Origin of the sequence: Stagnihabitans tardus (assembly GCF_009925085.1) — a bacterium.
GTDB lineage: Bacteria > Pseudomonadota > Alphaproteobacteria > Rhodobacterales > Rhodobacteraceae > Stagnihabitans > Stagnihabitans tardus.
In genome coordinates, this window is record NZ_JAABNR010000004.1 from 19445 (window position 1) to 42204 (window position 22760).

At 66.2% G+C, this 22760-nt stretch carries 23 protein-coding genes; 16 read left to right on the forward strand and 7 right to left on the reverse strand.

Features of this window, described 5'->3' with window-relative positions:
- Positions 1-8 precede the first annotated feature (8 nt).
- The 5 genes from GV832_RS04990 (at position 9) to GV832_RS05010 (ending at position 6598) form a co-directional block, all read left to right on the forward strand.
- On the forward strand, positions 9-1472 hold the full coding sequence (locus tag GV832_RS04990; protein ID WP_168773740.1) for a carnitine 3-dehydrogenase: 1464 nt from the start codon (positions 9-11) through the stop codon (positions 1470-1472).
- Positions 1469-2221, forward strand: a complete 753-nt coding sequence (locus tag GV832_RS04995; RefSeq protein WP_354001923.1) for an SDR family oxidoreductase — start codon at positions 1469-1471, stop codon at positions 2219-2221. The genes GV832_RS04990 and GV832_RS04995 overlap by 4 nt, the downstream gene beginning before the upstream one ends.
- A 7-nt stretch (positions 2222-2228) precedes the next feature.
- Positions 2229-3392: an acyl-CoA dehydrogenase family protein gene (locus GV832_RS05000; protein ID WP_168773741.1), complete on the forward strand. Its 1164-nt coding sequence runs from the start codon at positions 2229-2231 to the stop codon at positions 3390-3392.
- Positions 3393-3810: 418 nt separating this feature from the next.
- Positions 3811-5871, forward strand: coding sequence for an acetate--CoA ligase family protein (locus GV832_RS05005; protein WP_168773742.1), 2061 nt, complete (start codon positions 3811-3813; stop codon positions 5869-5871).
- Entirely contained in the window at positions 5810-6598 is a 789-nt protein-coding gene (locus tag GV832_RS05010; RefSeq protein WP_227754247.1) for a carnitinyl-CoA dehydratase, read from the forward strand. The genes GV832_RS05005 and GV832_RS05010 overlap by 62 nt, the downstream gene beginning before the upstream one ends.
- A gap of 42 nt (positions 6599-6640) precedes the next feature.
- Here the strand turns inward: GV832_RS05010 and GV832_RS05015 are convergent, their stop codons facing one another.
- Positions 6641-7021: a lysozyme inhibitor LprI family protein gene (locus GV832_RS05015; protein ID WP_168773744.1), complete on the reverse strand. Its 381-nt coding sequence runs from the start codon at positions 7019-7021 to the stop codon at positions 6641-6643.
- 369 nt (positions 7022-7390) lie between these two features.
- Between GV832_RS05015 and GV832_RS05020 the strand changes: the two genes are divergently transcribed.
- The 5 genes from GV832_RS05020 to GV832_RS05040 all read left to right on the forward strand — a co-directional run bounded on the left by GV832_RS05020 (position 7391) and on the right by GV832_RS05040 (position 12561).
- The gene (locus GV832_RS05020) at positions 7391-8593 is read left to right on the forward strand and encodes a UbiH/UbiF/VisC/COQ6 family ubiquinone biosynthesis hydroxylase (protein WP_168773745.1); all 1203 of its coding nucleotides are present in this window, start codon (positions 7391-7393) and stop codon (positions 8591-8593) included.
- A 299-nt stretch (positions 8594-8892) separates the two neighbouring features.
- Entirely contained in the window at positions 8893-10671 is a 1779-nt protein-coding gene (aspS, locus tag GV832_RS05025) for an aspartate--tRNA ligase (RefSeq protein WP_168773746.1), read from the forward strand.
- Positions 10672-10675: 4 nt separating this feature from the next.
- Positions 10676-11209, forward strand: a complete 534-nt coding sequence (locus tag GV832_RS05030) for an RNA 2'-phosphotransferase (RefSeq protein ID WP_168773747.1) — start codon at positions 10676-10678, stop codon at positions 11207-11209.
- A gap of 58 nt (positions 11210-11267) precedes the next feature.
- Entirely contained in the window at positions 11268-11738 is a 471-nt protein-coding gene (locus GV832_RS05035) for a DUF1993 family protein (RefSeq protein WP_168773748.1), read from the forward strand.
- A 115-nt stretch (positions 11739-11853) separates the two neighbouring features.
- Entirely contained in the window at positions 11854-12561 is a 708-nt protein-coding gene (locus GV832_RS05040; RefSeq protein ID WP_168773749.1) for a GNAT family N-acetyltransferase, read from the forward strand.
- A 78-nt stretch (positions 12562-12639) separates the two neighbouring features.
- On the opposite strand, the gene GV832_RS05045 is transcribed toward GV832_RS05040, so the two are convergent.
- Positions 12640-12891 carry a DUF167 domain-containing protein gene (locus GV832_RS05045; protein ID WP_168773750.1) on the reverse strand — a complete coding sequence of 84 codons (252 nt, stop codon included), beginning with the start codon at positions 12889-12891 and terminating at the stop codon, positions 12640-12642.
- Positions 12892-13017: 126 nt separating this feature from the next.
- On the opposite strand from GV832_RS05045, the gene GV832_RS05050 reads away from it, so the two are divergent.
- Together GV832_RS05050 and GV832_RS05055 are read left to right on the forward strand one after the other, a co-directional pair.
- Positions 13018-13575, forward strand: a complete 558-nt coding sequence (locus GV832_RS05050; RefSeq protein ID WP_168773751.1) for a nitroreductase family protein — start codon at positions 13018-13020, stop codon at positions 13573-13575.
- Positions 13572-14258 (forward strand): EI24 domain-containing protein, encoded by a 687-nt coding sequence (locus GV832_RS05055; protein ID WP_354001924.1) that lies wholly within the window; start codon positions 13572-13574, stop codon positions 14256-14258. Before GV832_RS05050 ends, GV832_RS05055 begins: the two co-directional genes overlap by 4 nt.
- Here the strand turns inward: GV832_RS05055 and GV832_RS05060 are convergent.
- The gene (locus tag GV832_RS05060) at positions 14224-14517 is read right to left on the reverse strand and encodes a DUF1467 family protein (protein WP_168773752.1); all 294 of its coding nucleotides are present in this window, start codon (positions 14515-14517) and stop codon (positions 14224-14226) included. The genes GV832_RS05055 and GV832_RS05060 overlap by 35 nt on opposite strands.
- Entirely contained in the window at positions 14514-14912 is a 399-nt protein-coding gene (gene mce, locus GV832_RS05065) for a methylmalonyl-CoA epimerase (protein WP_168773753.1), read from the reverse strand. The genes GV832_RS05060 and mce overlap by 4 nt, the downstream gene beginning before the upstream one ends.
- Before the next feature lie 102 nt (positions 14913-15014).
- Here mce and GV832_RS05070 point away from each other — a divergent pair, with 102 nt between their 5' ends.
- On the forward strand, positions 15015-15740 hold the full coding sequence (locus GV832_RS05070; protein ID WP_168773754.1) for a response regulator: 726 nt from the start codon (positions 15015-15017) through the stop codon (positions 15738-15740).
- A 73-nt stretch (positions 15741-15813) separates the two neighbouring features.
- Here the strand turns inward: GV832_RS05070 and GV832_RS05075 are convergent, their stop codons facing one another.
- Complete coding sequence (locus GV832_RS05075; protein WP_168773755.1) at positions 15814-16041, reverse strand: DUF8831 family protein; 228 nt, start codon at positions 16039-16041, stop codon at positions 15814-15816.
- Positions 16042-16150: 109 nt separating this feature from the next.
- Between GV832_RS05075 and GV832_RS05080 the strand changes: the two genes are divergently transcribed.
- From GV832_RS05080 to GV832_RS05090, 3 genes are all read left to right on the forward strand, one after another.
- Positions 16151-16402: a DUF6455 family protein gene (locus tag GV832_RS05080; RefSeq protein ID WP_168773756.1), complete on the forward strand. Its 252-nt coding sequence runs from the start codon at positions 16151-16153 to the stop codon at positions 16400-16402.
- Positions 16403-16473: 71 nt separating this feature from the next.
- Positions 16474-16860, forward strand: a complete 387-nt coding sequence (locus GV832_RS05085) for a hypothetical protein (protein WP_168773757.1) — start codon at positions 16474-16476, stop codon at positions 16858-16860.
- A 122-nt stretch (positions 16861-16982) separates the two neighbouring features.
- A complete protein-coding gene (locus GV832_RS05090) occupies positions 16983-17516 on the forward strand; it encodes an EF-hand domain-containing protein (RefSeq protein WP_168773758.1) in 534 nt (177 codons plus the stop codon).
- 24 nt (positions 17517-17540) lie between these two features.
- Here the strand turns inward: GV832_RS05090 and carB are convergent, their stop codons facing one another.
- Both carB and GV832_RS05100 read right to left on the reverse strand, forming a co-directional pair.
- Positions 17541-20867, reverse strand: coding sequence for a carbamoyl-phosphate synthase large subunit (gene carB, locus GV832_RS05095; RefSeq protein ID WP_168773759.1), 3327 nt, complete (start codon positions 20865-20867; stop codon positions 17541-17543).
- Positions 20868-21160: 293 nt separating this feature from the next.
- Positions 21161-22717, reverse strand: a complete 1557-nt coding sequence (locus GV832_RS05100) for an amino acid permease (protein ID WP_168773760.1) — start codon at positions 22715-22717, stop codon at positions 21161-21163.
- Positions 22718-22760: the final 43 nt, after the last annotated feature.

Consider the following 22760-nt stretch of genomic DNA (forward strand, 5'->3'; position numbering starts at 1 on the left):
ACGACGACATGACCAGAACAGCAACCATCATCGGCGGCGGCGTTATCGGCGGGGGCTGGGCGGCGCGGTTCTTGCTCAATGGCTGGAACGTGCAGGTCTTCGACCCCGATCCGCAGGCAGAGCGCAAGATCAATGCGGTCTTGTCCAACGCCCGCCTCGCGCTTCCGGCGCTCAGCGATGTGCCGATGCCGGTGGAGGGCAAGCTCTCCTTCCACGACACGATCTTCGATGCGGTCCAGGGCTCGGAATATGTGCAGGAGTCGGTCTCGGAACGGATCGAGCTGAAGAAGAAGGTCTACGCGCAACTTCAGCAGGCCAATCCGGGGGTGCTGATCGGGTCCTCCACTTCGGGCTTCAAGGCCTCTGACCTGCAAGAGGGCTCTCCGGCGCCCGAAAACATCATCGTGGCCCACCCGTTCAACCCGGTTTACCTCCTGCCGCTCTCCGAGGTCTCCGGGAGCCCCCGCAACACCACCGAGACCGTCGAGCGCACCGCCCAGATCATGCGCGACATCGGCATGTATCCCCTGGTGATCCGCAAGGAGATCGACGCCTTCATCGGCAACCGCTTCCTCGAGGCCGTCTGGCGCGAGGCGCTGTGGATGCTGAAGGACGGCATCGCCACCACGTCGGAAATCGACGAGGCGATCCGCATGGGCTTTGGCCTGCGCTGGGGGCAGATGGGGCTGTTCGAGACCTACCGCGTGGCGGGCGGCGAGGCCGGGATGCGGCACTTCATGGCGCAATTTGGCCCGGCGCTGAAATGGCCCTGGACCAAGCTGATGGACGTCCCCGAGTTCAACGATGAGCTGGTGGACCTCGTTGCCAACCAGTCCGATGCGCAATCCGGGGCCTATGGCATCCGCGAGCTGGAGCGCATCCGGGATCAGAACCTCGTGGGCTTCCTGCGCGCGCTGAAAGAGCGGAACTGGGGCGCGGGCAAGGTGCTGCGCGACCACGACGCGGCAAGGGCGGCTGTCTTCCACGCCCAGACCGATACGGCGCCCAAGGCCGAGCCGCTGACCATGGCCCATATGCAGGTTCTGCCCGGCTGGATCGACTACAACGGCCATATGACCGAAAGCCGCTATTACTTTGCGAACTCCGAGACGGTGGATGCCTTCCTCCGCCTGATCGGCGCGGGGATGGATTACGTCGCGGGTGGGCACTCCTATTACTCCGCCGAGACCCATATCCGCCACTTGGGCGAGGCCAAGTTGGGGGATCGTCTGGTGGGCACGATCCAGATCATCTCGGCCGATGAAAAGCGCTTCCGGTCCTTCGTGCGGATCATGAAGGGCGATGAGGTCGTGGCGACCGTGGAACAGCTCTGCCTGCATGTCGATATGGCGGCGGGGAAAACCGTGGCCGCCTCGCCGGAGGTTTGGGCCAATCTGAAGGCCATCGCCGAGGGTCACGCGGGGCTGGCCCTGCCCGAAGGCGCAGGCCGCGCCGTGGGGCAGAAGAAGTGAAGCGCGTCCTGATCACCGCAGGCGCGAATGGCATCGGGCTGGTGATGGCGCAAGCCTTCGCCGCCGAGGGCTATGGCGTCTGGGTGACCGATGTGGACCGTTCGCAGATCGCGGCCTTGCCCGAGGGGATCAGGGGCGATGTGGTGGATGCCTCGGACGAGGCCGCCATGGCGGGGCTCTTTGACCGCATCGCGGCGGAGTGGGGCGGACTTGACGTGCTCTGCGCCAATGCCGGGATCAAGGGGCCGACCTCTGCCATCGAGGACATGGACCTGGGCGCCTGGCACCAATGCCTGGCCGTGAACTTGGATGGCGCCATGATCGCGGCCAAATACGGCGCGCGGCTGATGAAACCGGCGGGGGAGGGGGTGATGATCTTCACCTCCTCGACCTCCGGCCTCTATGGCACGCCCTTCCGCGCGCCCTATGTGGCCGCGAAATGGGGGGTGATCGGGCTGATGAAGACTGTGGCGATGGAGCTTGGCCCCTTCGGCATCCGCGCCAATGCGATCTGTCCGGGGTCCGTCAATGGCCCCCGCATCGACCGTGTGATCGAGGCCGAGGCTGAGGCCAAGGGCATGACGCCGGAGGCCGTGCGCCAGGGCTATGCCTCCGGCACGGCCTTGAAGCGGCTCTCTGACCCCGAAGACGTGGCGGCGATGGCCGTCTTCCTGGCCTCTCCGGCTGCGCGCATGGTCTCGGGCCAGGCGCTGGCGGTGGATGGCATGACCTATAACGTAGACCCGTGAGGACAAGATGGATTTCGGACTGACCGAAGAGCAGAAGATGATCGTCGAAACCACGCGGGCTTTCGTCGAGACCGAGCTTTACCCGCATGAACAGGCGGTGGAGCGGTCAAACCACCTGCCCCTGGAGCTGATCCGCGAGATCCAGAAGAAGGCCATGGCGGCAGGGCTTTACGCCGCCAACATGCCCGAGGAGGTCGGCGGCGCGGGGCTCGATACCCTGACCTGGCTCTTGTATGAAAAGGAACTGGGGCGGGCGAATTACGCCCTGCACTGGACCTGCGTGGCGCGGCCCTCGAACATCCTCTTGGCGGGGAATGCCGAGCAGAGAGAACAGTATCTGATGCCCTGTATCCGGGGCGAGACCTGGGATTGCCTCGCCATGACGGAGCCAGGCGCGGGCTCCGACCTGCGCGGCATGAAGGCCACGGCGCGCCAGGATGGCGACGACTGGATCCTGAACGGGACGAAGCATTTCATCTCCCATGCCGATATGGCGGGCTTTGCCATCGTCTTCGTGGCGACGGGAGAAGAGGACACTCCGCGCGGCCCCAAGAAGAAGATCACCGCCTTCTTCGTTGACAAGGGCACTCCGGGTTTCACGGTGCGCGACGGCTACCGCAACGTCTCGCACCGGGGTTACACCAACGCCGTGCTGGAGTTCGACGACTGCCGCGTGAACAAGCGCCAGATCCTCGGCGAGGTCCACAAGGGCTTCGAGGTCGCCAATTCCTGGCTGGGCGCGACCCGCCTGCAAGTGGCCTCCACCTGCCTTGGCCGCGCCGAGCGCGCGCTCGGCCATGCGCTGAGCTATGCGGCCGAACGCAAGCAATTCGGCCAGCAGATCGGCAAGTTCCAGGGCATCAGCTTCAAGCTCGCCGACATGGCGATGGAGCTGAAGGCGGCCGAACTCCTGACCCGCGAGGCCGCCTGGAAATACGACCAGGGCACGGTGACCGAGGCCGATATGTCGATGGCCAAGCTCAAGGCCACCGAGGTCCTGGCGATGATCGCCGACGAGGCCATCCAGATCCACGGCGGTATGGGGCTGATGGATGAACTGCCCCTGGAGCGCATCTGGCGCGACTCACGCGTCGAGCGCATCTGGGAGGGCACCTCGGAAATCCAGCGCCACATCATCAGCCGCGAGCTGTTGCGGCCCCTGGGGGCGTAATCCAACCCGCCAAAGGGGGGCGCTGCCCCCCTCGCCCTTCGGGCTCACCCCCCGGGATATTTGTGAAAAGATGAAACCAAATGTTAACCATCTTGTCCGAAGCTGGCGAAGCCGAACAGGGAGGGATCCCGATGACGGCAAAAGGTGAAGATTCCCTGTCCCGTTGGCTCGGGACAGGGCGTCACGAGGTTGATCGACGACGGGTCAAATGCTCCGCGCAGGCATATCCTGAACGCGGCTCCATGCGCTGCCGCGTCACGCAATTGTCTCTCCGGCCTCTCCGCGCCGCCTGCCGAAAAGAAGGCATGCCAATCTCGCTCCCATGGTCAAAAGGCCGAGCACCGTCCTGTTCATCTTTTCATAAATATCCCGGGGGTCCGGGGGCAGCGCCCCCGGCTCTCGCCGCCGGAGCAACGCCATGACCTCCCTTTCCCGCCTCCTCCGCCCCAAATCCATCGCCGTCCTTGGCGCGGGCTGGGCGCTGAATGTCATCGAGCAATGCCGCAAGATGGGCTTTGACGGGCCGGTCTGGCCGGTTCATCCCTCCAAACCCGAGATCGGCGGGCTCAAGGCCTATGCCTCCTTGGCCGACCTGCCCGGCGTCCCGGATGCGACTTTCATCGGCGTCAACCGCTTTGCGACCATCGACGTGGTGCGCGAGCTGGCCGCCATGGGCGCGGGCGGGGCGATCTGCTTTGCCTCTGGCTGGACCGAGGCGGGGGAGCCGGAGCTGCAATCCCGTCTGGTCGAGGCGGCGGGGGAGATGCCGATCCTCGGGCCCAATTGCTACGGCGTCATCAACTACCTCGATGGCGCGCTTCTCTGGCCCGATCAGCATGGCGGGGTTCGGGTGGAGAAGGGGGTGGCGCTGGTCAGCCAATCTTCCAACATCGTCATCAACCTTGGCATGCAGAAACGCGCTTTGCCGGTGGCCTATGTCGCCTGTCTGGGCAATGCCGCGGTCGTGGGGCTGGCGGAGCTGACCGGGGCTTTGTTGGATGACCCAAGGGTGACCGCCGTGGGCCTCTATATCGAGGGGATCGACGATGCGCCGGCCTTTGCGGCGCTCTCTGAAAAGGCGCGCGCCCTTGGCAAGGGGATCGTCGCGATCAAGTCGGGCAAGACCGAGCTCAGCCGGACGGCTGCGGCCAGTCACACGGCCTCCTTGGCGGGGGGCGGGGCGGCCTCCAGCGCCTTTTTGGCGCGCATCGGGGTGGCCGAGGTCAACACGCCCTCGGAACTGATCGAGACGCTGAAGATCTTCCATGTCCATGGGCCGGGGCTGGGGCGGCGCATCTGCTCGCTGTCCTGTTCGGGCGGTGAGGCGGGGCTGGTGGCCGACCTCGCCGCGCCCTATGGCATCGACTTCCCAAAGGTGCCGCAAGAGACCCATGACCGGCTCTTTGCCGTGCTGGGCGAGATCCCCACGATCTCCAACCCCTTGGATTATCACACCTTCATCTGGGGCGATGGACCCAAGACCACCGAGGTCTTCACGGCGATGCTGGAGGCCTATGACGCGGGGCTTTACATCATCGACCCGCCGCGCGACGACCGCTGCGACCCTTCGGGCTATCAGCCCGCGCTCGATGCCATCGTCGCGGCGCAGAGGACCAGCGGACACCCGGCCTTCCCCGTCGCCTCGATGGCCGAGAACTTCGGCGAGGCCCGGGCGCAGGCCCTGATGGATCAGGGCGTCGTCACGCTGATGGGGCTCGAGACCGCCCTGGCCGCGATCAAGGCCGCGCAGACGCCCCAGGGCGCGCCCGGCTGGAGGCCACTGGCGGCCTTGCCGCCGCGCGAGACGCGCCTTCTGACCGAGGCCGAGGGCAAGGCGCTTTTGGCCGAGGCGGGGGTGCCCGTGCCCCGCGCGATCAGCGGCACCTGGGACGAGGTCCGGGCGGGGGCGGTGCGCTTAAGCGCACCCTACGCTTTGAAAGGCCTGGGTTTCGCCCACAAGACCGAGGCCGGGGCGGTGCGGCTGGGGCTTTCCAGCCTCGACGGCCAGGCCGAGATGGCGGGGGCTACGGGCTATCTCGTCGAAGAGATGGTGACGGGGGTGGTCGCTGAAATCCTGCTGGGTCTGCGCCGCGATCCGGTTTACGGCGTGACGCTGACGCTTGGCATGGGCGGGGTGACCGCCGAGGTCCTGGCCGATACGGTGACGCTGGTCTGCCCGGCCACCAAGGAGGATATCCTCTCCGCCCTGCGTCGCCTCAGGCTTTGGCCGCTCTTGGACGGCTATCGTGGCCGCGCCCGCGCCGATGTCGGCGCGCTGGCCGATGTGGCCCTGGCCCTGGCGGGGCGGATGGCCGAGGACCTCTCCCTCGAAGAAATCGAAATCAACCCGGTGATGGTGAGGGCCCAAGGCGCCATTGCCGTCGATGCCCTTGTCAGGAAAGGCTTACCCCATGGAAATGCGCACAGAAGGCCCGATCAAGACCAGGCGCGAGGGCGCCATCCTGGAGGTGACGCTTGACCGCCCCAAGGCCAATGCCATTGACCTCGCGACCTCGCGGATCATGGGGCTGACCTTCCGCGACTTCCGCGACGATGACAGCCTGAGGGTCTGCATCCTGCGGGCGGCGGGCGAGAAATTCTTCTGCCCCGGCTGGGACTTGAAAGCCGCCGCCGGAGGCGATGCGGTCGACGGGGACTATGGCGTGGGCGGCTTCGGCGGCCTGCAAGAGCTTCCGAACCTCAACAAGCCGGTCATCGCCGCCGTCAACGGCATCTGCTGCGGCGGGGGCCTGGAGCTTGCGCTCTCCGCCGACCTGATCCTCTGCTCCGACAACGCGACCTTCGCCCTGCCGGAGATCCGTTCGGGCACCGTGGCCGATGCGGCCTCGATCAAGCTCCCGAAGCGCATCCCCTATCACGTCGCCATGGACCTGCTTCTGACCGGCCGCTGGTTCGACGCCGAAGAGGCCCACCGCTGGGGCATCGTCAAGGAGATCACCACCCCCGAGACCCTGCTCTCGAAGGCCTGGGACCTGGCGCGGCTCCTGGAAAGCGGCCCGCCGCTGGTCTATGCCGCGATCAAGGAGGTCGTGCGGGAGGCCGAGGCCTTGCGCTTCCAGGACGCCCTGAACCGGGTGACCAAAAGGCAGATGCCGACTGTGGACAGGCTCTATTCCAGCGAAGACCAGCTCGAAGGGGCCCGCGCCTTTGCCGAAAAGCGCGATCCGGTCTGGAAGGGCAAGTAAGCCCCGGCCACTTGGGTAACCGGGGCCCCGGAAAGAAGGCCCCTAGGGCTTCCAGAGCTCGGCCGCGTCCACAAGCTGCTGCCGACGCGCCAGGGTCAGGTTGGCGCGGCACTGGATCTCGACCCCAGTGCCGCCGCTGCCCGGATAGGGGGCCGCCTCGAAGGCACATTCCGCGTCGCGCCAGGCCGACCAGGCGGCCTGTGCCGCCTCTTGCTGCGCCCATAGATCCTCGGGCAGCACCGCACGCAGGGAGGTCAAGGCCTCGGCCAGGGCCTTCTCCCCGGCTTCGGTTTCCATCGTGCAATCGACCATCTCGACCGCCGAGGTGATTTCGGGGTGAAGGGCCATGCATTCGTCCTCGGTCAAGGCCAAGGCAGAGGTCGGGGTCAGGGCAAGGGCCAGGGCGGCCAGGAATCGGGTCATGCGGTGGTCTCCTCTGCCGCTGTTTGGCATGGCGCATTGGACAAGGCCAGAGCGGCCGGGCACCAGGGTCCTGGCAAGTCCATGCGCGATGGGGCAGGGCATAGTCATGGGGGGGGCGTCTTCAGGGGCACTTCGCGGGCGGACTTGGCCGGGCGCCATGGCGGTAAGACATGGAGGGGAGACAACGTCCGCCCCATCGGCAAACTGGACCGGTTGCTTGCCTGGCGCGGCCCCCTCCCCCTCCCGTGGCAACGCGGGCGGAGGGGGCTCGATGCCCCCGACGGCCGCCTCCTCTCCCAAGATGGGACAGTCCGTCCACTGGCGAGCCGCCCCCCTTTGCCCTAGATTGCCTCTTGAAAGAGGTGCGACATGGATGCCGATGTTCTGATCGTGGGAGGCGGGCTCAACGGGCCGGCCCTGGCGCTGGCCCTGGCACAGGGGGGGCTTTCCTCTGTCGTGATCGATGCGCGCCAACCGCAGGCCCGGGCCGAGGCGGGCTTCGACGGGCGCTCCTATGCGCTCTCGCTCGCCTCTCAGCGCCTCCTGGCCGCCGTCGGTGTCTGGAAGGGCCTGACCGCGCAGCCGATCCTCAAGGTCGTGGCCTCCGATGGACGCGCCTTCGACGGCGCCTCGCCCTTCGCGCTCCGCTTCGACGGGGCCGAGCTCGAGGAGGGCCCGGCCGGCTACATGGTCGAGGACCGCCACCTCTACGCGGCCTTCCTCGCCGCCTTGCAACACCCCCTGATCACCCATCTGCCCGCAGAGACGGTCACGGCCCAGGGCGAGGGCTGGGTGGAGCTCGCCTCGGGCCGCAGGCTGACCGGAGCGGTCGTTGCGGGCTGCGATGGCCGCGCCTCAGGCACGGCGCAAAGGGCCGGGATCAAGCGGCAGGGCTGGAGCTATCACCAGACCGCCCTGGTCGCCGCCATCGCGCATGAAAAGCCCCACAACGGCGTGGCGCATCAATTCTTCATGGGCGGCGGGCCCTTGGCCATCCTGCCGCTCGCGGGCGGGCATGTCTCCTCCATCGTCTGGTCCGAACGCGAGGCCGAGGCCGACCGGATCGCGGCCCTTGACGACGAAGGCTTCATGACCGCGCTCCGCCCCCGCTTTGGCGACTTCCTCGGCCCGATCCGCCTCGCAGGCGCGCGCTTTACCTATCCCCTGACCCTGACCCTGGCCGAGCATTGGGTCAAACCGCGCCTCGCCCTGGTGGGCGACGCCGCCCATGGCGTCCATCCGATCGCGGGCCAGGGCCTGAACCTGGGCCTCCGGGACGTGGCGGCCCTGGCCGAGGTCCTGGTCGAGGCCAAGAGGCGCGGCGAGGATATCGGGGCGCTCGACGTGCTGGAGCGCTACGAGCACTGGCGCCGCTTCGACACGACGACCCTGGCGCTTGGAATGGATGGGATCAACCGGCTCTTCTCGAATGAAAACAGCGGGCTGAGGGCGATCCGTGACCTTGGCATGGGGCTGATCAACGCCCTTCCCGGCGTGAAGCGCGGCTTTCTGCGTCAAGCGGCGGGGCTCTCGGGTCGGCTCCCGAAGCTCATGGCCGGGCAGGGGCTTTAGGCTTTCAACTTGGTCCAAATATCCCCCGCGGAGCGTCTGAGCCCTGCCGCAAAGACTGCGGTCGGAGCCTCCGGCGGGGATACTTGAGCCAAATTGAAAGCAGCGCCCCTTCTCTTTCATACTGGCGCAAATATCCCGGGGTGAAGGGGCAGCGCCCCTTCGGCGACCTTGCCGCGAGGACTCCGGTCAGAGCCTCCGGCGGGGATATTTGGGCAAGTATGAAAGGGCGCGGGCTTGACTTCCCCCTTGGCCTTGGGTCTATCGGGGGCCAAATCTCATGCCTCGCAAAGGGGATGCCCATGCACGCCTATCGCAGCCACACCTGCGCCGCCTTGAACACCGCCCATGTGGGGCAGACCGTCCGCCTGTCGGGCTGGGTCCACCGGGTCCGCGACCACGGCGGGGTTCTCTTCATCGACCTGCGCGATCATTACGGCATCACGCAAGTGCTGGCCGACAGCGACAGCCCTGCCTTTGCCGAGATCGAGAAGGTCCGCTCGGAATGGGTCGTGCAGATCGACGGCCGGGTGAAGGCGCGCGATGCGGCCCTCGTGAACCCCAAGCTGCCCACCGGCGAGATCGAGGTCTATGCCACGGGGCTGAAGGTCCTGGGCGAGGCGCAGGAGCTGCCTCTGCCGGTCTTTGGCGATGTCGAATATCCCGAGGAAACCCGCCTGACCTATCGCTTCCTCGACCTGCGCCGCGAGAAGCTGCACAAGAACATGATGCTGCGGTCAAACGTCGTGCGCCATCTGCGCAATGCCATGTGGGACCAGGGCTTCAACGAGTTCCAGACGCCGATCATCACGGCCTCCTCCCCCGAGGGCGCGCGCGACTTCCTGGTGCCCTCGCGTCTGCACCCCGGCAAGTTCTATGCGCTGCCCCAGGCGCCGCAGCAGTTCAAGCAGCTGATCATGGTGGCGGGCTTTGACCGTTACTTCCAGATCGCGCCCTGTTTCCGGGATGAAGACCCCCGCGCGGATCGGTCTCCGACCGACTTCTATCAGCTCGATGTCGAGATGTCCTTCGTCGAGCAGGAGGATGTCTTTGCCGCCGTTCAGCCGGTGATCCAGGGCCTCTTCGAGAAGTTCCGCCCGGACTGCAAGACCGCCACCGACTGGCCGCGCATCCGCTATAACGATGCGCTCCTGTGGTATGGTTCGGACAAGCCCGACCTGCGCAACCCGATCAAGATGCAGGTGGTCTCGGAGCATTTCCGCGGCTCGGGCTTTGCCGTTTTCGCCAAACTGTTGGAGCAGGAAGGCACCGAGATCCGCGCCATTCCGGCGCCGAAGGGCGGTTCGCGCAAGTTCTGCGACCGGATGAACGCCTTTGCCCAGAAAGAGGGTCTGCCGGGCATGGGCTATATCTTCTGGCGCGAGGCGGAAGATGGCTCGGGCATGGAGGCCGCCGGTCCGCTCGCCAAGAACATCGGGCCCGAGCGGACCGAAGCGATCCGGCAGCAACTGGGTCTGGGCATGGGCGATGCCGCCTTCTTCCTCGGCGGCAAGCCCGAGGCCTTCCAGGCCGTGGCAGGCCGTGCTCGGAATGAAATCGGGAGGGAATTGGGGCTCTCGGAGACCGATACTTTCCGCTTCGCCTGGATCGTCGATTTCCCGATGTATGAGAAGACCGACGAGGGCAAGATTGACTTCAGCCACAACCCCTTCTCGATGCCGCAGGGGGGCTTGGAGGCGCTGAACGGCGATCCCTTGCAGGTCTATGCCTATCAGTATGACCTGGCCTGCAACGGCTATGAGCTCATCTCGGGCGGCATCCGCAACCACAAGCCGGAGATCATGTACAAGGCCTTTGAACTCGCGGGTTACCCGAACTCCGAGGTGGACAAGCGCTTTGGCGGCATGGTCAAGGCCTTCAAATACGGCGCCCCGCCCCACGGTGGCTGCGCCATGGGGATCGACCGGGCCGTGATGCTTTTGGCCGATGAGATGAACATCCGCGAGGTCATCATGTTCCCGATGAACCAGCGGGCGGAGGACCTCTTGATGGGGGCGCCGTCTGAGCCCTTGAACGAGCAGTTGCGGGAACTCCGCCTGCGCGTGATCCCGAAGGACTGAGGCCATGGCGCAGGAAAACGTTGGGGCCAGCAAGTGGCTGTCTTTCGTCCTGCGCCATGACCCCGCCAGCGCGGGGCTTGCGATGGATGCCCAGGGCTGGGTCGAGATCCCGGCCCTTCTGGCCGCCACCCCACTCATCCCCGACCGCGAAGCCCTGGAGGCCATCGTCCGCGACAGCGGCAAGCAGCGCTTTGCGATCTCGGAGGATGGCGGCTTCATCCGCGCCAACCAGGGCCATTCGGTTGCGGTCGACCTGGGGCTTGTCCCCCTTTCGCCGCCCGAGGTTCTTTACCACGGAACCTCCGAGGCCAGCTTGGCCGCCATCCTCGCCGAGGGGCTGCGGCCGATGGAGCGCCAGCATGTCCACCTCTCCCTTGATGCCGAGACCGCGCGGCAGGTGGGGGGGCGACATGGGCGACCCGTGGTCCTGGCGGTTGCCGCGGGGGTCTTGCATCGGGGCGGGCAGCCCTTCTATCTCTCGGAAAATCGCGTCTGGCTGACGGGTCCCGTGCCGCCCTCCGGCCTTTCCCGGACCTAGGCCGCTTGCCAAACCGATGAAACGGGGCCACTCTCGCCCCGTTTTCCTTCGGGGTCCCATGTCGCTTTACACCGCCTCCGTCCCGGTCTTTCGCCACTACCTCGCCCGGGCGCAGGAGATGGCCGAGGGGCATCCCGAGGCCTTGGAGGCGCGGATTGCCGACAGTTTCCCGGCGGGTCAGCACTTCGCCACTGCGGCGGGCTTTGCGCTGCGGGTGGCCTGCCCCTTGGCGGGGCGCGAGATGCCGGACCTGCCGCGCGCGCTCTCGCCGCGCCTGGCCGTCGTGCGGGCGACCCTGGGCGCCATGCGGCCCGAAGAGTTCATCGGCGCCGAGACCCGCCGCATCCAGCACAGGGCCGGTTTCGCCGAGCTGGATCAAGGTGCCGAGGAGTTCCTTTACCTCTACGGCCTGCCGAATTTCTTCTTTCACATGACCATGGGCTATGCGGCCCTGCGTGGCGCGGGCGTCCCCCTGGGAAAGGCGGATTTCGACGGGTTCCACGCCTATCCCGCCGATTTCCACTTCTAGGAGGGCGCCTCCGACCCAGTCCCCCATGGCTTTGGGAGGTTTTTGATCAAACCCCACTTGCAGAGGGCCGCGCTCCGGCGCAGTCTTTGGCGAAACTCCGCTTCAAGGTGCCGCGATGACCAAGACCTTCGGCTTTCCGCTCCCCAATTGGACCCCGCCCCAGGCGCCGGTCGGAGAGACCCTGACCGGGACCTGGGTCCAGCTTGAACGCATGGACCCCGATGCCCATGCGGCCGACCTCTTCCGCGCCTATTCTTCGGCGGAGCAAGTCTGGGATTACCTGCCTTACGGCCCCTTCTCCTCGGCCAGCGCCTATCACCGCTGGGCCAAGGAGACCGCCACGGGCAGCGACCCGCTCTTCTATGTGCTGCGCAACCGTATGACCGGGGCCTGCGGCGGGGTGGCCTCTTACCTGCGGATCACGCCGGGGTCGGGGTCGATCGAGGTCGGCCATATCAACCTCGCCCCCGAGATCGCGGGGTCAAGGGCCTCGTCCGAGGCGATGTATCTGATGATGGATTGGGCCTTCCGCAACGGCTATCGGCGTTACGAGTGGAAATGCGATGCGCTGAACATCCCCTCGCGGCGGGCGGCGCAAAGGCTGGGGTTCTCTTATGAGGGGATCTTCCGGCAGGCCACGGTCTACAAGGGGCGCAACCGGGATACGGCCTGGTTTGCGGTGATCGACCAGGACTGGCCCGCGCTGAAAGAGGCCTGGCGGGTCTGGCTCTCACCCGCCAATTTCGACGCCGAGGGGCGGCAGAAGGAAAGCCTGGGCGATCTGACGCGGCTGGTCAGGGTCTCGTCCGATCCGGCCCTGTAACCTGTCCGGGAGAGGGCCAATTTTTCAAAGAAAAATCGCCCTCTCCCGGAGGGGGCGATTTTGCTGCGCAAAATCGTTTCAGTCCAGGCGGAAGACCTTGTCGCGCGAGGTCGCGCCCTTGATCAGCGTCAGGCGGCTTTTGGCCACGCCAAGCGCCTGGGCCAGCAATTCCCCCACCGCCGCATTGGCGCGGCCATCCTCGGGCGGGGCCGTGACCTCGGCCTTGATCGGCGCGCCATCGGTCAGTTCATTGCGCCGCGCCCGTGGCGTCACATGGGTGACGAAGACCGCGCCCGCCACCGCCCGCTCTGCCCAGGCGCCTTTCTTCATCGCAGCCCTTTTCCTCTTGTCCCGTCGCGCATATTTCGAGACGGAACCCCTGCGTCCCGTCGTATGAGAGACAGGCTTGGCCGCAGTCTGCCACCGCGTCAAGCCCGTCAGCCCCAAGGAGACCCGATGACCGCCGCCTTCGACTTCCTCGCCCGCCGCCGCTCCCATCCCGCCAAGTTCTTCGACCCCAAGGGGCCCGTCCCCTCGCGGCAGGCGCTGGAGCCCATCCTGCAAGCCGCTCTGCGCGTGCCCGACCATGGCAAGCTGGAGCCCTGGCGGCTGGTCGTCCTGACCGGCAGCGCCCTGCGCGCCCTGGGTGATATCGCGGCCGAGCTTGCCCCCGATGCCGAGGCCGGCGCCAAGGGCAGCGCCATCTACCAGAGCTCCCAGCTGGCCGTGGCGGTGATCTCCTCTCCCAAACCCTCGCCCAAGGTGCCCGAGGTCGAACAGCGCGCCTCGGCCCATGCGCTTTGCATGAACCTGGTCAATGCGGCCGAGGCGAGCGGTTGGGGCGCCTGCTGGCTGACCGGCTGGCCTGCCCATGACAAGGCCTGGGCCGCGCGCGCCCTGGGCTGCACCGAGGGCGAAGAGGTCGCGGGCCTGATCCATATCGGCACGCCCGGCCCCGAGGCGCCGGACCGCCCGCGCCCGGACCTCTCTCGCGTGGTGGAGTGGCGGGCGTGATCTTCCAGGCCTTCTTCGCCGCGCTTGGCCAGATGTCGGACCCGCGCTTCATGCGCGTCTTGTGGCGCGGGGTCGGCCTGTCCTTGGGCCTGCTCATCGCCATCGGACTGGCGCTTGGCATCTTGGTCGAGATGATCCTGCCCGGCAGCGTCTCCTTGCCCTTCATCGGCACGGTGGGAGGCCTCGGTATCGCCGCTGCCATCGGTGTGGCGGTGGCCATGCTGGTGGCCTCGGTCTTCCTGATGGTGCCGGTGGCGGCTGCCTTCTCGGCCATCTTCCTCGACGAGGTCGCCGATGCGGTCGAGGCCAGCCATTACCCGGGCCAGGTCGGCAAACCCCTGCCCCTGGCCGAGGGCATCGCCGATTCCGCCCTGCTTTTCGCGGTCATGGTCGCGGTCAACCTGGTGGCCCTGGCGCTGTCCTTCGTCCTGGGGCCGCTGGGGCCGATGCTCTTTTGGGCGGTCAACGGCTGGCTTCTGGGGCGGGAGTATTTCCTGATGGCCGCGCGCCGTCACTTGCCCCGCGACCAGGCCGTGGCGCTGGCCTCACGTCACCGGGGCAAGCTTTGGATCGCGGGGACCCTGATGGCCGCGCCCCTGTCCTTGCCCCTGGTCAGCCTCTTCATCCCGGTGCTGGGCGCCGCGACCTTCACTCACCTCTTTCAAGGCCTGAGAAATAGTTGAGCAGGCCGAAGTAATCCGTGTCCCGGATCGAGATGACCTCGGACATGATGACGCCGCACATCAGACCCCAGACGACCAGGGTGATCCAGGTCGTGAGCTTGGCCTTGCGGCCGATCTGCGGATCGACCGGGGCCGAGCGCGCAGAGCCCGGCACGATCTCTCCGGCATCGGCCTGGCTGACCTGCCGCGTCGGCAGGATGCAGAGGAAGACCATGAACCAGGTGACGGAAAACAGCACCAGGGCGCCAGTGATGGTCATGCTTGCTCCAACTCGATCAGGGTGCCGTTGAAATCCTTGGGGTGCAAGAAGATCACCGGCTTGCCATGGGCCCCGATCCTGGGCTCGCCCAGGACCCGCGCGCCCTCTGCCACCAATTTGGCACGGGCGGCCTGAATGTCCACCACCTCGTAGCAGATATGGTGGATGCCGCCCGAGGGGTTCTTTTCCAGGAAGCCCGCGATGGGAGATTTGTCGCCCAGGGGGGTCAGAAGTTCGATCTTGGTATTGGGCAGGGTGATGAAGACCACCGTCACGCCATGGGCGGGCTCGTCCTGCGGCGGGGCGACATCGGCCCCCAGGGCGCCCGCATATTGCGCGGCGGCGGCGGCCAGGTCGGGGACGGCGATGGCGACATGGTTTAGGCGACCGATCATCTGGAGCTCCCTGCGGTGTTGATGAATTTTTAGGGGTTATGCGGGGCGGTTTTCGCTCTGTCCAGTGCGGCATTAACGCACGCTTAGGGATGATGTGGTCTGGTGAAGGGAATCTGGGGGAATGTCATGCCGCATCTGTCGACCTTGGAACTGCCGGAACTGCCCATCAACCTGATGTCCGAAGACATGGGCGACCTTCCTTTGCGCGGGGTGACGATCCTGGCGGTCGAAGACAGCCGCTTCGCCTCCGAATCGCTGCGGCTGATCTGTCGCAAGCTGGGGGCGCGACTGCGGCGGGCCGACAGTTTGCAGACGGCGGCGGCGCATTTGCGGCTGTATCGGCCCGATGTGGCCATCGTCGACCTGGGCCTCCCCGACGGGCGGGGGGAGGCGTTGATCAACCAACTGGCCTCGCGCCAGCCCCGGCCCGCGATCATCGCGATTTCGGGCGATGGCGACCTGCGCGAGACGGCCTTGGCCGAGGGGGCGGATGCCTTCCTGGAAAAGCCCATCTCCGGTTTGAAGGATTTCGCAAGCCTCTTGCAGCGGCTTTTCCCCGATCGCGCCGGGCGCCTGGCCTCGGGGGGGGAAGGGGTGGTGCCCGACCGCCTGGCACTGCGCGACGACCTGGTCCATGCGGTCGACATGCTCGACCACCTGCCTGGCCCCGAGGGGGAGGCCTATGTCGCGGGCTTTGTCCATGGGCTCGCGGTCGATTCGGGCGATGCGGCGCTGGAGGCGTTGAGCGCGGGGAAGTCCGACCTGACCTCGCTGCGCAACGCGCTCCTGGCCCGGCTGAAAAGCAGCGGCCCGGCCTTTGGCGGCTAGGGTCCGGCGGTCTTGCTGATCCAGAGCCGGTGTCCCGGCCCGATCCCGCGTCGCAACCACGACGCGCGCGGCCCTATTTCTTCGGGTAAACCCCTTCCGGCAGGTTCAGGGCAGCCATCAGGTCGCGGATCTGCGAGAGCGAGAAGGTGACCCGCACCGGCTCGTCCAGCATCGGGTCGATCTGCTCGACGACGACGCAGTCTTCAAAGGCCAGGATCACGGCATCCTCGGCGCGGGGCTCCTCGCCCTCGTCGATCAGCGTGATGGCGGTGTGGTCGAATTCGTGCTCGATGGTAAACATGGACCCAGCATAGGCCGCCCTTGGCGCGGGGAAAAGGGGGGCTTGATCCAGATCAAGGCGGGCCCCTTCCATGGGCGCACACTTGCGGCAGACCACGTTGGAGGATCGAATGATGGGCTATATCGAGGCTCCGCGCGCCTGGGCGCTGACGCGGGGCATGGCGCGCTCGGTCGGGCTCGACCTCGTGGGCGCCGTCGTCGAGGGCTGGCTGAGCCGGGCAGAGCTGGCCGACCTCGTCGAACGCTGCGAGGCTTGCGACCAGTCCCAGCGCTGCACCTCATGGCTCGCCGTGACGCTGGACAGCAAGGACCTCCCCACCTTCTGCCCCAATGCAAGGGCCCTTCACGCCCTGCAACCCTGAGGCCTGCGACGTTTCGGGCCTTGCCCCGGCACTTGGGCCTGGCGCAGAATGGCGCAAAGGGGAGGAACGGGATGCAAGGTTTGGGCATGGGCCTGGGGCGCGGGATCGCCCGGTTTTATCTGGCACTGTATGATCTTGCGATGCGGTTGGGCCCCTTACGCGGGGCCTTGGTCATCGGCTATGGGCCGATCCTGGCCGCGATCTTGGTCTTTCTCGTCAAGACGCCGCTGCTGGACCCGGTTTTCGGCGCCACGGGGGCCACGCTCTTCATCTTCGTCGTCTTCGCGGCCTTTGGTCCCTTGATGAACACCGGGTCGAAAGTGGTCACCGAGATCGTGCATTTCCGCCGCAAGGGCGCCTGGCCCGGCGCGGGGCCGCTCGACCGCCCCGCGGCCATGGCCCCCACCATGCAGCGCATCGAGGCGCTGCGGATTTGGGCCCGGGGCGGTGATCTCTGAAACTTGGCGAAAATCGGTCGGAGATTCTTGGCGGTCTTCCGTCCTTCTCCAAGGCTTTCTAAACCAAACCCTTTCAAGATGGCGCTGACCTGAGACATGGCGTCATCCAGAAGGACGGTTTCATGATACCCGCTGTCGGAGCGGCCCTCGTCAATGAAGCGGCCCGCGCTGCGCCCCTGCCGTCGCCTGACGCCGGGTCGCTGTCGCGTTTCGCCGCGCTCTTGGGCGAGGAGTCCTTCGCCGATGCCATGTCCAAGCTGGACAGTGACCAAGACGGCAAACTCGGCCTTGCAGAGCTGGCAAACGGCCTGTGGGACGAGATGGAGCCGGACCGTGGAGAGAGCCTTCAGCAGATGGTCGAGACGATCATCGGCGCGCTGGAACCCGATGGCGATGCCACGATCCGCGCGGGGGCGATTTTGGCCGGGGGGCATGCCATCGTCGCCGCGCTGCCCCCGCCCTCGGCCGAGCGTCTGGCCGAGCATATCATCACATTGGGCGACAAGGATCTCGACGAGCAGATCAGCTCCGGGGAAATCGCTGATTTCATGCGGGACAAGACGTCCAAACCTTTGCAGGAATTGCTGTTCGACCTGCTCCTGGACCAGAAGGTCCAGGAAAGGATCGACCAGGCCGCGGCACTTTGCGCGGCCTGAGGGAGGGGGCCTTCGGGCCCCCTCTTACCCTTGAAGCGTGCGCACGCCATAGCCCTCGCCCCGCGCCTTCATGGCGGCGACGACCGAAATCGAGGCGGCGGCAGTGGTGAAATAGGGGATCTTGTCCATCAGGGCCGACCGCCGGATGTCGCGGCTGTCGTTGATGGCCTGCGTCCCCTCGGTCGTGTTCATCACCACGGCGATATCGCCGTTCTTCAGCCGGTCCACGATGTTCGGACGGCCCTCATAGACCTTGGCGACAGCCGTGGCCGGAATGCCCAGACCGCCAAGCCAGGCGCCGGTGCCCCGGGTTGCCACGATCTCGAAGCCCATCGCCACCAGGTCCCGCGCGGCCTGGGCCAGGGCGTCGGACTTGTCGGCATCCTTGATCGAGAGGAAGACGCGCCCCGTCTCGGGCAGGGTCACGCCTGCGCCCATCTGCGCCTTGAGGAAGGCCAGGGCAAAGGTGCGGTCCCAGCCCATGACCTCGCCGGTCGAGCGCATTTCCGGCCCCAGGACCGGGTCGACGCCGGGGAAGCGGGCGAAGGGCAGGACGGCTTCCTTGACCGAGAACCAGGGCGTCTGCGGGTTGGCCAGCGTCATCGGATTGGCCAAGGGCAGCGGGCTGTCCGGCCCCACGCCCTGCGGATAGGGCGCGCGTTCGGGGAAGTTCGACAGGGGCTCACCCGCCATCAGCCGGGCGGCGATGGAGGCAATGGCCGAGTCCGTCGCCTTGGCCACGAAGGGCACGGTGCGCGAGGCGCGGGGGTTGACCTCGAGGACGAAGATCACGCTGTCCTTGATCGCAAACTGCACGTTCATCAGGCCCACGACATGCAGCGCACGGGCCATGACAACGGTCTGACGCTTCAGCTCGGCGACCGTCTCGGCCGAAAGGCTATGGGGTGGCAGGCAGCAGGCGCTATCGCCCGAATGGACGCCCGCCTCCTCGATATGTTCCATGATTCCCGCGACATGGACGTTTTCACCGTCACAAAGCGCGTCCACGTCCACCTCGATGGCGCCCGAGAGATAGCTGTCCAAGAGGACCGGGCTGTCGCCCGAAACCTGCACGGCGGTGGAGATATAGCGCTCCAGCTGGGCGTCGTCGCGGACGATCTCCATGGCGCGGCCACCCAGCACGAAGGAGGGCCGGATCACCAGCGGATAGCCGACATCCTTGGCCACGGCAAAGGCCTCGTCACGGCTCCGCGCCGTGCCGTTGTGGGGCTGCTTGAGGCCTAGGTCCTGCAACAGACGCTGGAAGCGCTCGCGGTCTTCGGCGAGATCAATGGCGTCGGGCGTGGTGCCGAGGATCGGGATGCCCTCATCCGCCAGCGCCTGGGCGAGCTTCAGGGGCGTCTGGCCGCCGAACTGGACGATGACGCCGTGCAGCGTGCCGTTTTCCTGCTCGACCCGAAGGATTTCAAGGACATGCTCCAGGGTCAGCGGTTCGAAATACAGACGGTCCGAGGTGTCATAGTCGGTCGAAACCGTCTCGGGGTTGCAGTTGACCATGATGGTTTCATAGCCCGCATCGGTCAGGGCATAGCAGGCATGGCAGCAGCAATAGTCGAACTCGATCCCCTGGCCGATCCGGTTCGGACCGCCGCCGAGGATGACGACCTTTTTGGCAGCCGAGGGCCGGGCCTCGCATTCCACATCGCCCATCGCGGGGACTTCGTAGGTGGAATACATGTAAGGCGTCTGGGCCTCGAACTCGGCGGCGCAGGTGTCGATGCGCTTGAAGACTGCCGTGACGCCCAGGTTGCGGCGGGCGCGGCGGACCTGCGCCTCGTCGCGGCCCGTCAGGGTCGCGAGGCGCTTGTCGGTGAAGCCCATCATTTTCAGCTTGCGCAGGCCCGCAGCCTCGACCGGGAGGCCCTGCTTGCGGATTTCGGCCTCGGCCTCGATGATCTCGCGGATGCGGGCGAGGAACCAGGGGTCGAAGGCGGTGATGGCCTGGATGTCGTCATTGCTCAGCCCGTGGCGCATGGCCTGGGCGATGACGCGGAGCCGGTCGGGGGTCGCCTTGGACAGCGCCATGGTGATGGCGGCACGGTCAGGCGCGCCGGGGATGGCGATTTCGTCGAAGCCACTCAGGCCGGTTTCCAGGGAGGCCAGCGCCTTTTGGAGGCTCTCATGGATCGTGCGGCCAATCGCCATGACCTCGCCCACCGATTTCATGGCGGTGGTCAGGTTGTTCTCCGATCCGGGGAATTTCTCGAAGGCGAAACGCGGAATCTTGGTGACGACATAGTCGATGGAGGGCTCGAAGGAGGCGGGCGTCACCTTGGTGATGTCGTTGTCGAGTTCGTCGAGCGTGTAGCCGATGGCCAGCTTCGCGGCGATCTTGGCGATGGGGAAGCCGGTGGCCTTGGAGGCCAGGGCCGAGGACCGCGAGACGCGCGGGTTCATTTCGATGACGACCATGCGCCCATCGGCAGGGTTGATCGCCCATTGCACGTTCGATCCGCCGGTCTCCACCCCGATCTCGCGCAGCACGGCGATCGAGCCGTTGCGCATGATCTGGTATTCCTTGTCGGTCAGCGTCAGGGCAGGGGCCACGGTGATCGAGTCGCCGGTATGGACGCCCATCGGGTCAATATTCTCGATGGAGCAGACGATGATTGCATTGTCCGCCTTGTCGCGGACGACCTCCATCTCGTATTCCTTCCAGCCCAAGAGGCTTTCGTCGATCAGGACCTGGGCGACGGGCGAGGCCTCGAGCCCCGATTTCACGATGGCCTCATAGTCGTCGCGGTTGTAAGCCACGCCGCCGCCGGTGCCGCCGAGCGTGAAGGCGGGGCGGATGATGGCGGGCAGGCCCACATATTCGATGGCCGCCATGGCCTCGCGCAGGCCCGCCGCGATGTCGTATTTGCCGTTCACCTTGGGGGCCGCGATGATGGTCGCCTTGGGGTTTTCGAGGCCGATGCGGTCCATGGCCTCGCGGAAGAGCTTGCGATCTTCTGCCATTTCGATGGCATGGCGCTTGGCTCCGATGAGCTCAACCTTGAACTTTTCCAACACGCCGAGGTCATCCAGTGCCAAAGCGGTGTTCAGACCCGTCTGGCCGCCCATGGTGGGCAAGAGCGCGTCGGGGCGCTCTTTCTCGATGATCTTGGCCACGACTTCGGGGGTGATGGGTTCGATATAGGTGGCATCGGCGAGCCCCGGATCGGTCATGATCGTGGCGGGGTTCGAGTTGACCAGGATGACCCGGTAGCCCTCTTCCCGCAGGGCCTTGCAGGCCTGGGCGCCGGAGTAGTCGAATTCGCAAGCCTGCCCGATGACGATGGGCCCGGCCCCGATGATCATGATGGATTTGATATCGGTTCTCTTGGGCATGTCTATCTCCTGAGGGCGGGCCTGGGCAAACTGGCGGGGTTATAGGCGGAATGCGGCGCGGCGCAAGGCGGAATCGGTGGCGGCGCCCCGGCCGGTCGTCTGGCCCGACCCGGCGGGCTTGCGCCGCCTGGTGCCGTTGCGTCTGGCGCGCAGGTCTCCGGGACGGCGGGGCGAGAGGTCCAGCGGGACGCGCGGCGCAAGGCCAAGGGTGGGGCCAGACGCAAGGCCGGGGCGCCGCTTCCATGGATAAGGGCCGGGAGTGACCCCGGCCCTTGGCAATCTTCACTGTCAGCTTAGAGTTTTTCGCCCACCGCCGCTTCGGCCGCCGCGATGGCCGCCTTGCGCTTGGCGATGCGGTCGCCCGTCGGCGGGCCCTCGAAGCGGCGGTTCTCGACCGCGACCCAAAGCACCATGGCCAGCACCAGGAAGCCCAGGACGACGTAAAGCACGCGCTCGTTCGGCGGCGCCACGGCGATGAAGAGGATCACCGCCATGCCGACCACCGACAGGACGGTGACCAGCTTGTAGACCCCGGTGCTCATCGCCCAGGGGCCGGGCTGCGGCCACTTCGGCCCGCCGTAAGCCAGCATCCCCGCCACCAGCGGCACCGAGAAGGACAGGAACAGGAAGACCAGGGTCGAGTTCACCACGATCACATAGATCGAGGTCCCATCCAGCTTGATCGACAGAGCCAGCACCACGTAAAGGATGCAGAGCACGGTCGAGGTCCAGATCGCATTGACCGGCGTGCGGTACTTGGCCGACACGGTCGCCAGCGCCTTGGAACCCACCGGCATGCCGCCATCGCGCGAGAAGGCGAAGAGCATCCGGCTGGCCGAAGTCACCGTGGCCAGGCCGCACATCAGCTGGGTGATGAAGATGCCCAGGTAGATGACATTCTTCAGCCCGGCAGGCAGGACGGCGTTCATCGTCTCGAAGAACATCGCCCAGCCCTGGCCCGCGGCCACGTTCATGTCCGGGATCGCCAGGGTGATCGAGCAGATCATGACCCAGCCGATCAGCGAGGCCCAGAAGACCGAGGAGATGATCCCGGCCGGAACCGAATGGGCGGCGTTCTTGGTCTCTTCGGAGGTATGGGCCGAGGCGTCATAGCCGGTGATCGTATAGACCGGCAGAAGCAGGCACAGCAGGAAGAGATAGCCCATGTTGTCGCTTGCCGGGAAAACCCCACCGCCCGCTTCACCCGAATAGTTGGTGAAGGTCCAGAGCCGCGAGATGTCGATGGCGGGCGCGAAGTAGAGGCAAGCCACCACCAGCACGGCGGTCGTCACGAAGATCACATAGCCCGAGACATCGGTCAGGAAGGTCGTGGCCTTGATGCCGACATGGTTGAAGATCGCCTGGACGATGGTGATCACGGCCACGAAGGCCACGACCTGGCCATCGGTGCCGGTAAAGCCGAACATCGGCCCGAAGGTGCCCGCAAAGAAATAGGCCGTCCCGATGTTGATGGCCCCCAGAACCGTGATCAGGCCCAGAAGGTTCAGCCAGGCCGTGATCCAGCCCACGAAGCGGTTGCCGAGGATCGAGCCCCAGTGATAGAGCCCGCCCGCCGTCGGGAAGGCCGAAGCGATCTGCGCCATCGACAGGGCGAACATGCCCGACAGAAGGCAGCCCACGATCCAGCCGATGCCCGCGCCCGCGCCACCCACCGAGGAAATCGCCTGGGCGAAGGAGTTGATCCCGCCCGACAGGATGCAGATGATCGAGAAGGAGATCGCGAAATTGGAAAACTTCGACATCGACCGCGACAGTTCCTGCGCATAGCCCATGCCGTGGAGGACCTTCATGTCCTCGTGCTTCTCGTGGTCGGAATAGTCGTCCGCCATGGTCCCTCCATGTATTTATTGCCGCTTTGACTGCGGCTTGGTT

Bases quoted from the DNA above. Each gene is read 5' to 3' on its own strand.
- GV832_RS04990 (WP_168773740.1), top strand. From the start codon at position 9: ATGACCAGAACAGCAACCATCATCGGCGGCGGCGTTATCGGCGGGGGC.
- GV832_RS05000 (WP_168773741.1), top strand. From the start codon at position 2,229: ATGGATTTCGGACTGACCGAAGAGCAGAAGATGATCGTCGAAACCACG.
- GV832_RS05005 (WP_168773742.1), top strand. From the start codon at position 3,811: ATGACCTCCCTTTCCCGCCTCCTCCGCCCCAAATCCATCGCCGTCCTT.
- GV832_RS05010 (WP_227754247.1), top strand. From the start codon at position 5,810: ATGCGCACAGAAGGCCCGATCAAGACCAGGCGCGAGGGCGCCATCCTG.
- GV832_RS05015 (WP_168773744.1), bottom strand. From the start codon at position 7,021: ATGACCCGATTCCTGGCCGCCCTGGCCCTTGCCCTGACCCCGACCTCT.
- GV832_RS05020 (WP_168773745.1), top strand. From the start codon at position 7,391: ATGGATGCCGATGTTCTGATCGTGGGAGGCGGGCTCAACGGGCCGGCC.
- aspS (WP_168773746.1), top strand. From the start codon at position 8,893: ATGCACGCCTATCGCAGCCACACCTGCGCCGCCTTGAACACCGCCCAT.
- GV832_RS05030 (WP_168773747.1), top strand. From the start codon at position 10,676: ATGGCGCAGGAAAACGTTGGGGCCAGCAAGTGGCTGTCTTTCGTCCTG.
- GV832_RS05035 (WP_168773748.1), top strand. From the start codon at position 11,268: ATGTCGCTTTACACCGCCTCCGTCCCGGTCTTTCGCCACTACCTCGCC.
- GV832_RS05040 (WP_168773749.1), top strand. From the start codon at position 11,854: ATGACCAAGACCTTCGGCTTTCCGCTCCCCAATTGGACCCCGCCCCAG.
- GV832_RS05045 (WP_168773750.1), bottom strand. From the start codon at position 12,891: ATGAAGAAAGGCGCCTGGGCAGAGCGGGCGGTGGCGGGCGCGGTCTTC.
- GV832_RS05050 (WP_168773751.1), top strand. From the start codon at position 13,018: ATGACCGCCGCCTTCGACTTCCTCGCCCGCCGCCGCTCCCATCCCGCC.
- GV832_RS05060 (WP_168773752.1), bottom strand. From the start codon at position 14,517: ATGACCATCACTGGCGCCCTGGTGCTGTTTTCCGTCACCTGGTTCATG.
- mce (WP_168773753.1), bottom strand. From the start codon at position 14,912: ATGATCGGTCGCCTAAACCATGTCGCCATCGCCGTCCCCGACCTGGCC.
- GV832_RS05075 (WP_168773755.1), bottom strand. From the start codon at position 16,041: ATGTTTACCATCGAGCACGAATTCGACCACACCGCCATCACGCTGATC.
- GV832_RS05080 (WP_168773756.1), top strand. From the start codon at position 16,151: ATGATGGGCTATATCGAGGCTCCGCGCGCCTGGGCGCTGACGCGGGGC.
- GV832_RS05085 (WP_168773757.1), top strand. From the start codon at position 16,474: ATGCAAGGTTTGGGCATGGGCCTGGGGCGCGGGATCGCCCGGTTTTAT.
- GV832_RS05090 (WP_168773758.1), top strand. From the start codon at position 16,983: ATGATACCCGCTGTCGGAGCGGCCCTCGTCAATGAAGCGGCCCGCGCT.
- carB (WP_168773759.1), bottom strand. From the start codon at position 20,867: ATGCCCAAGAGAACCGATATCAAATCCATCATGATCATCGGGGCCGGG.
- GV832_RS05100 (WP_168773760.1), bottom strand. From the start codon at position 22,717: ATGGCGGACGACTATTCCGACCACGAGAAGCACGAGGACATGAAGGTC.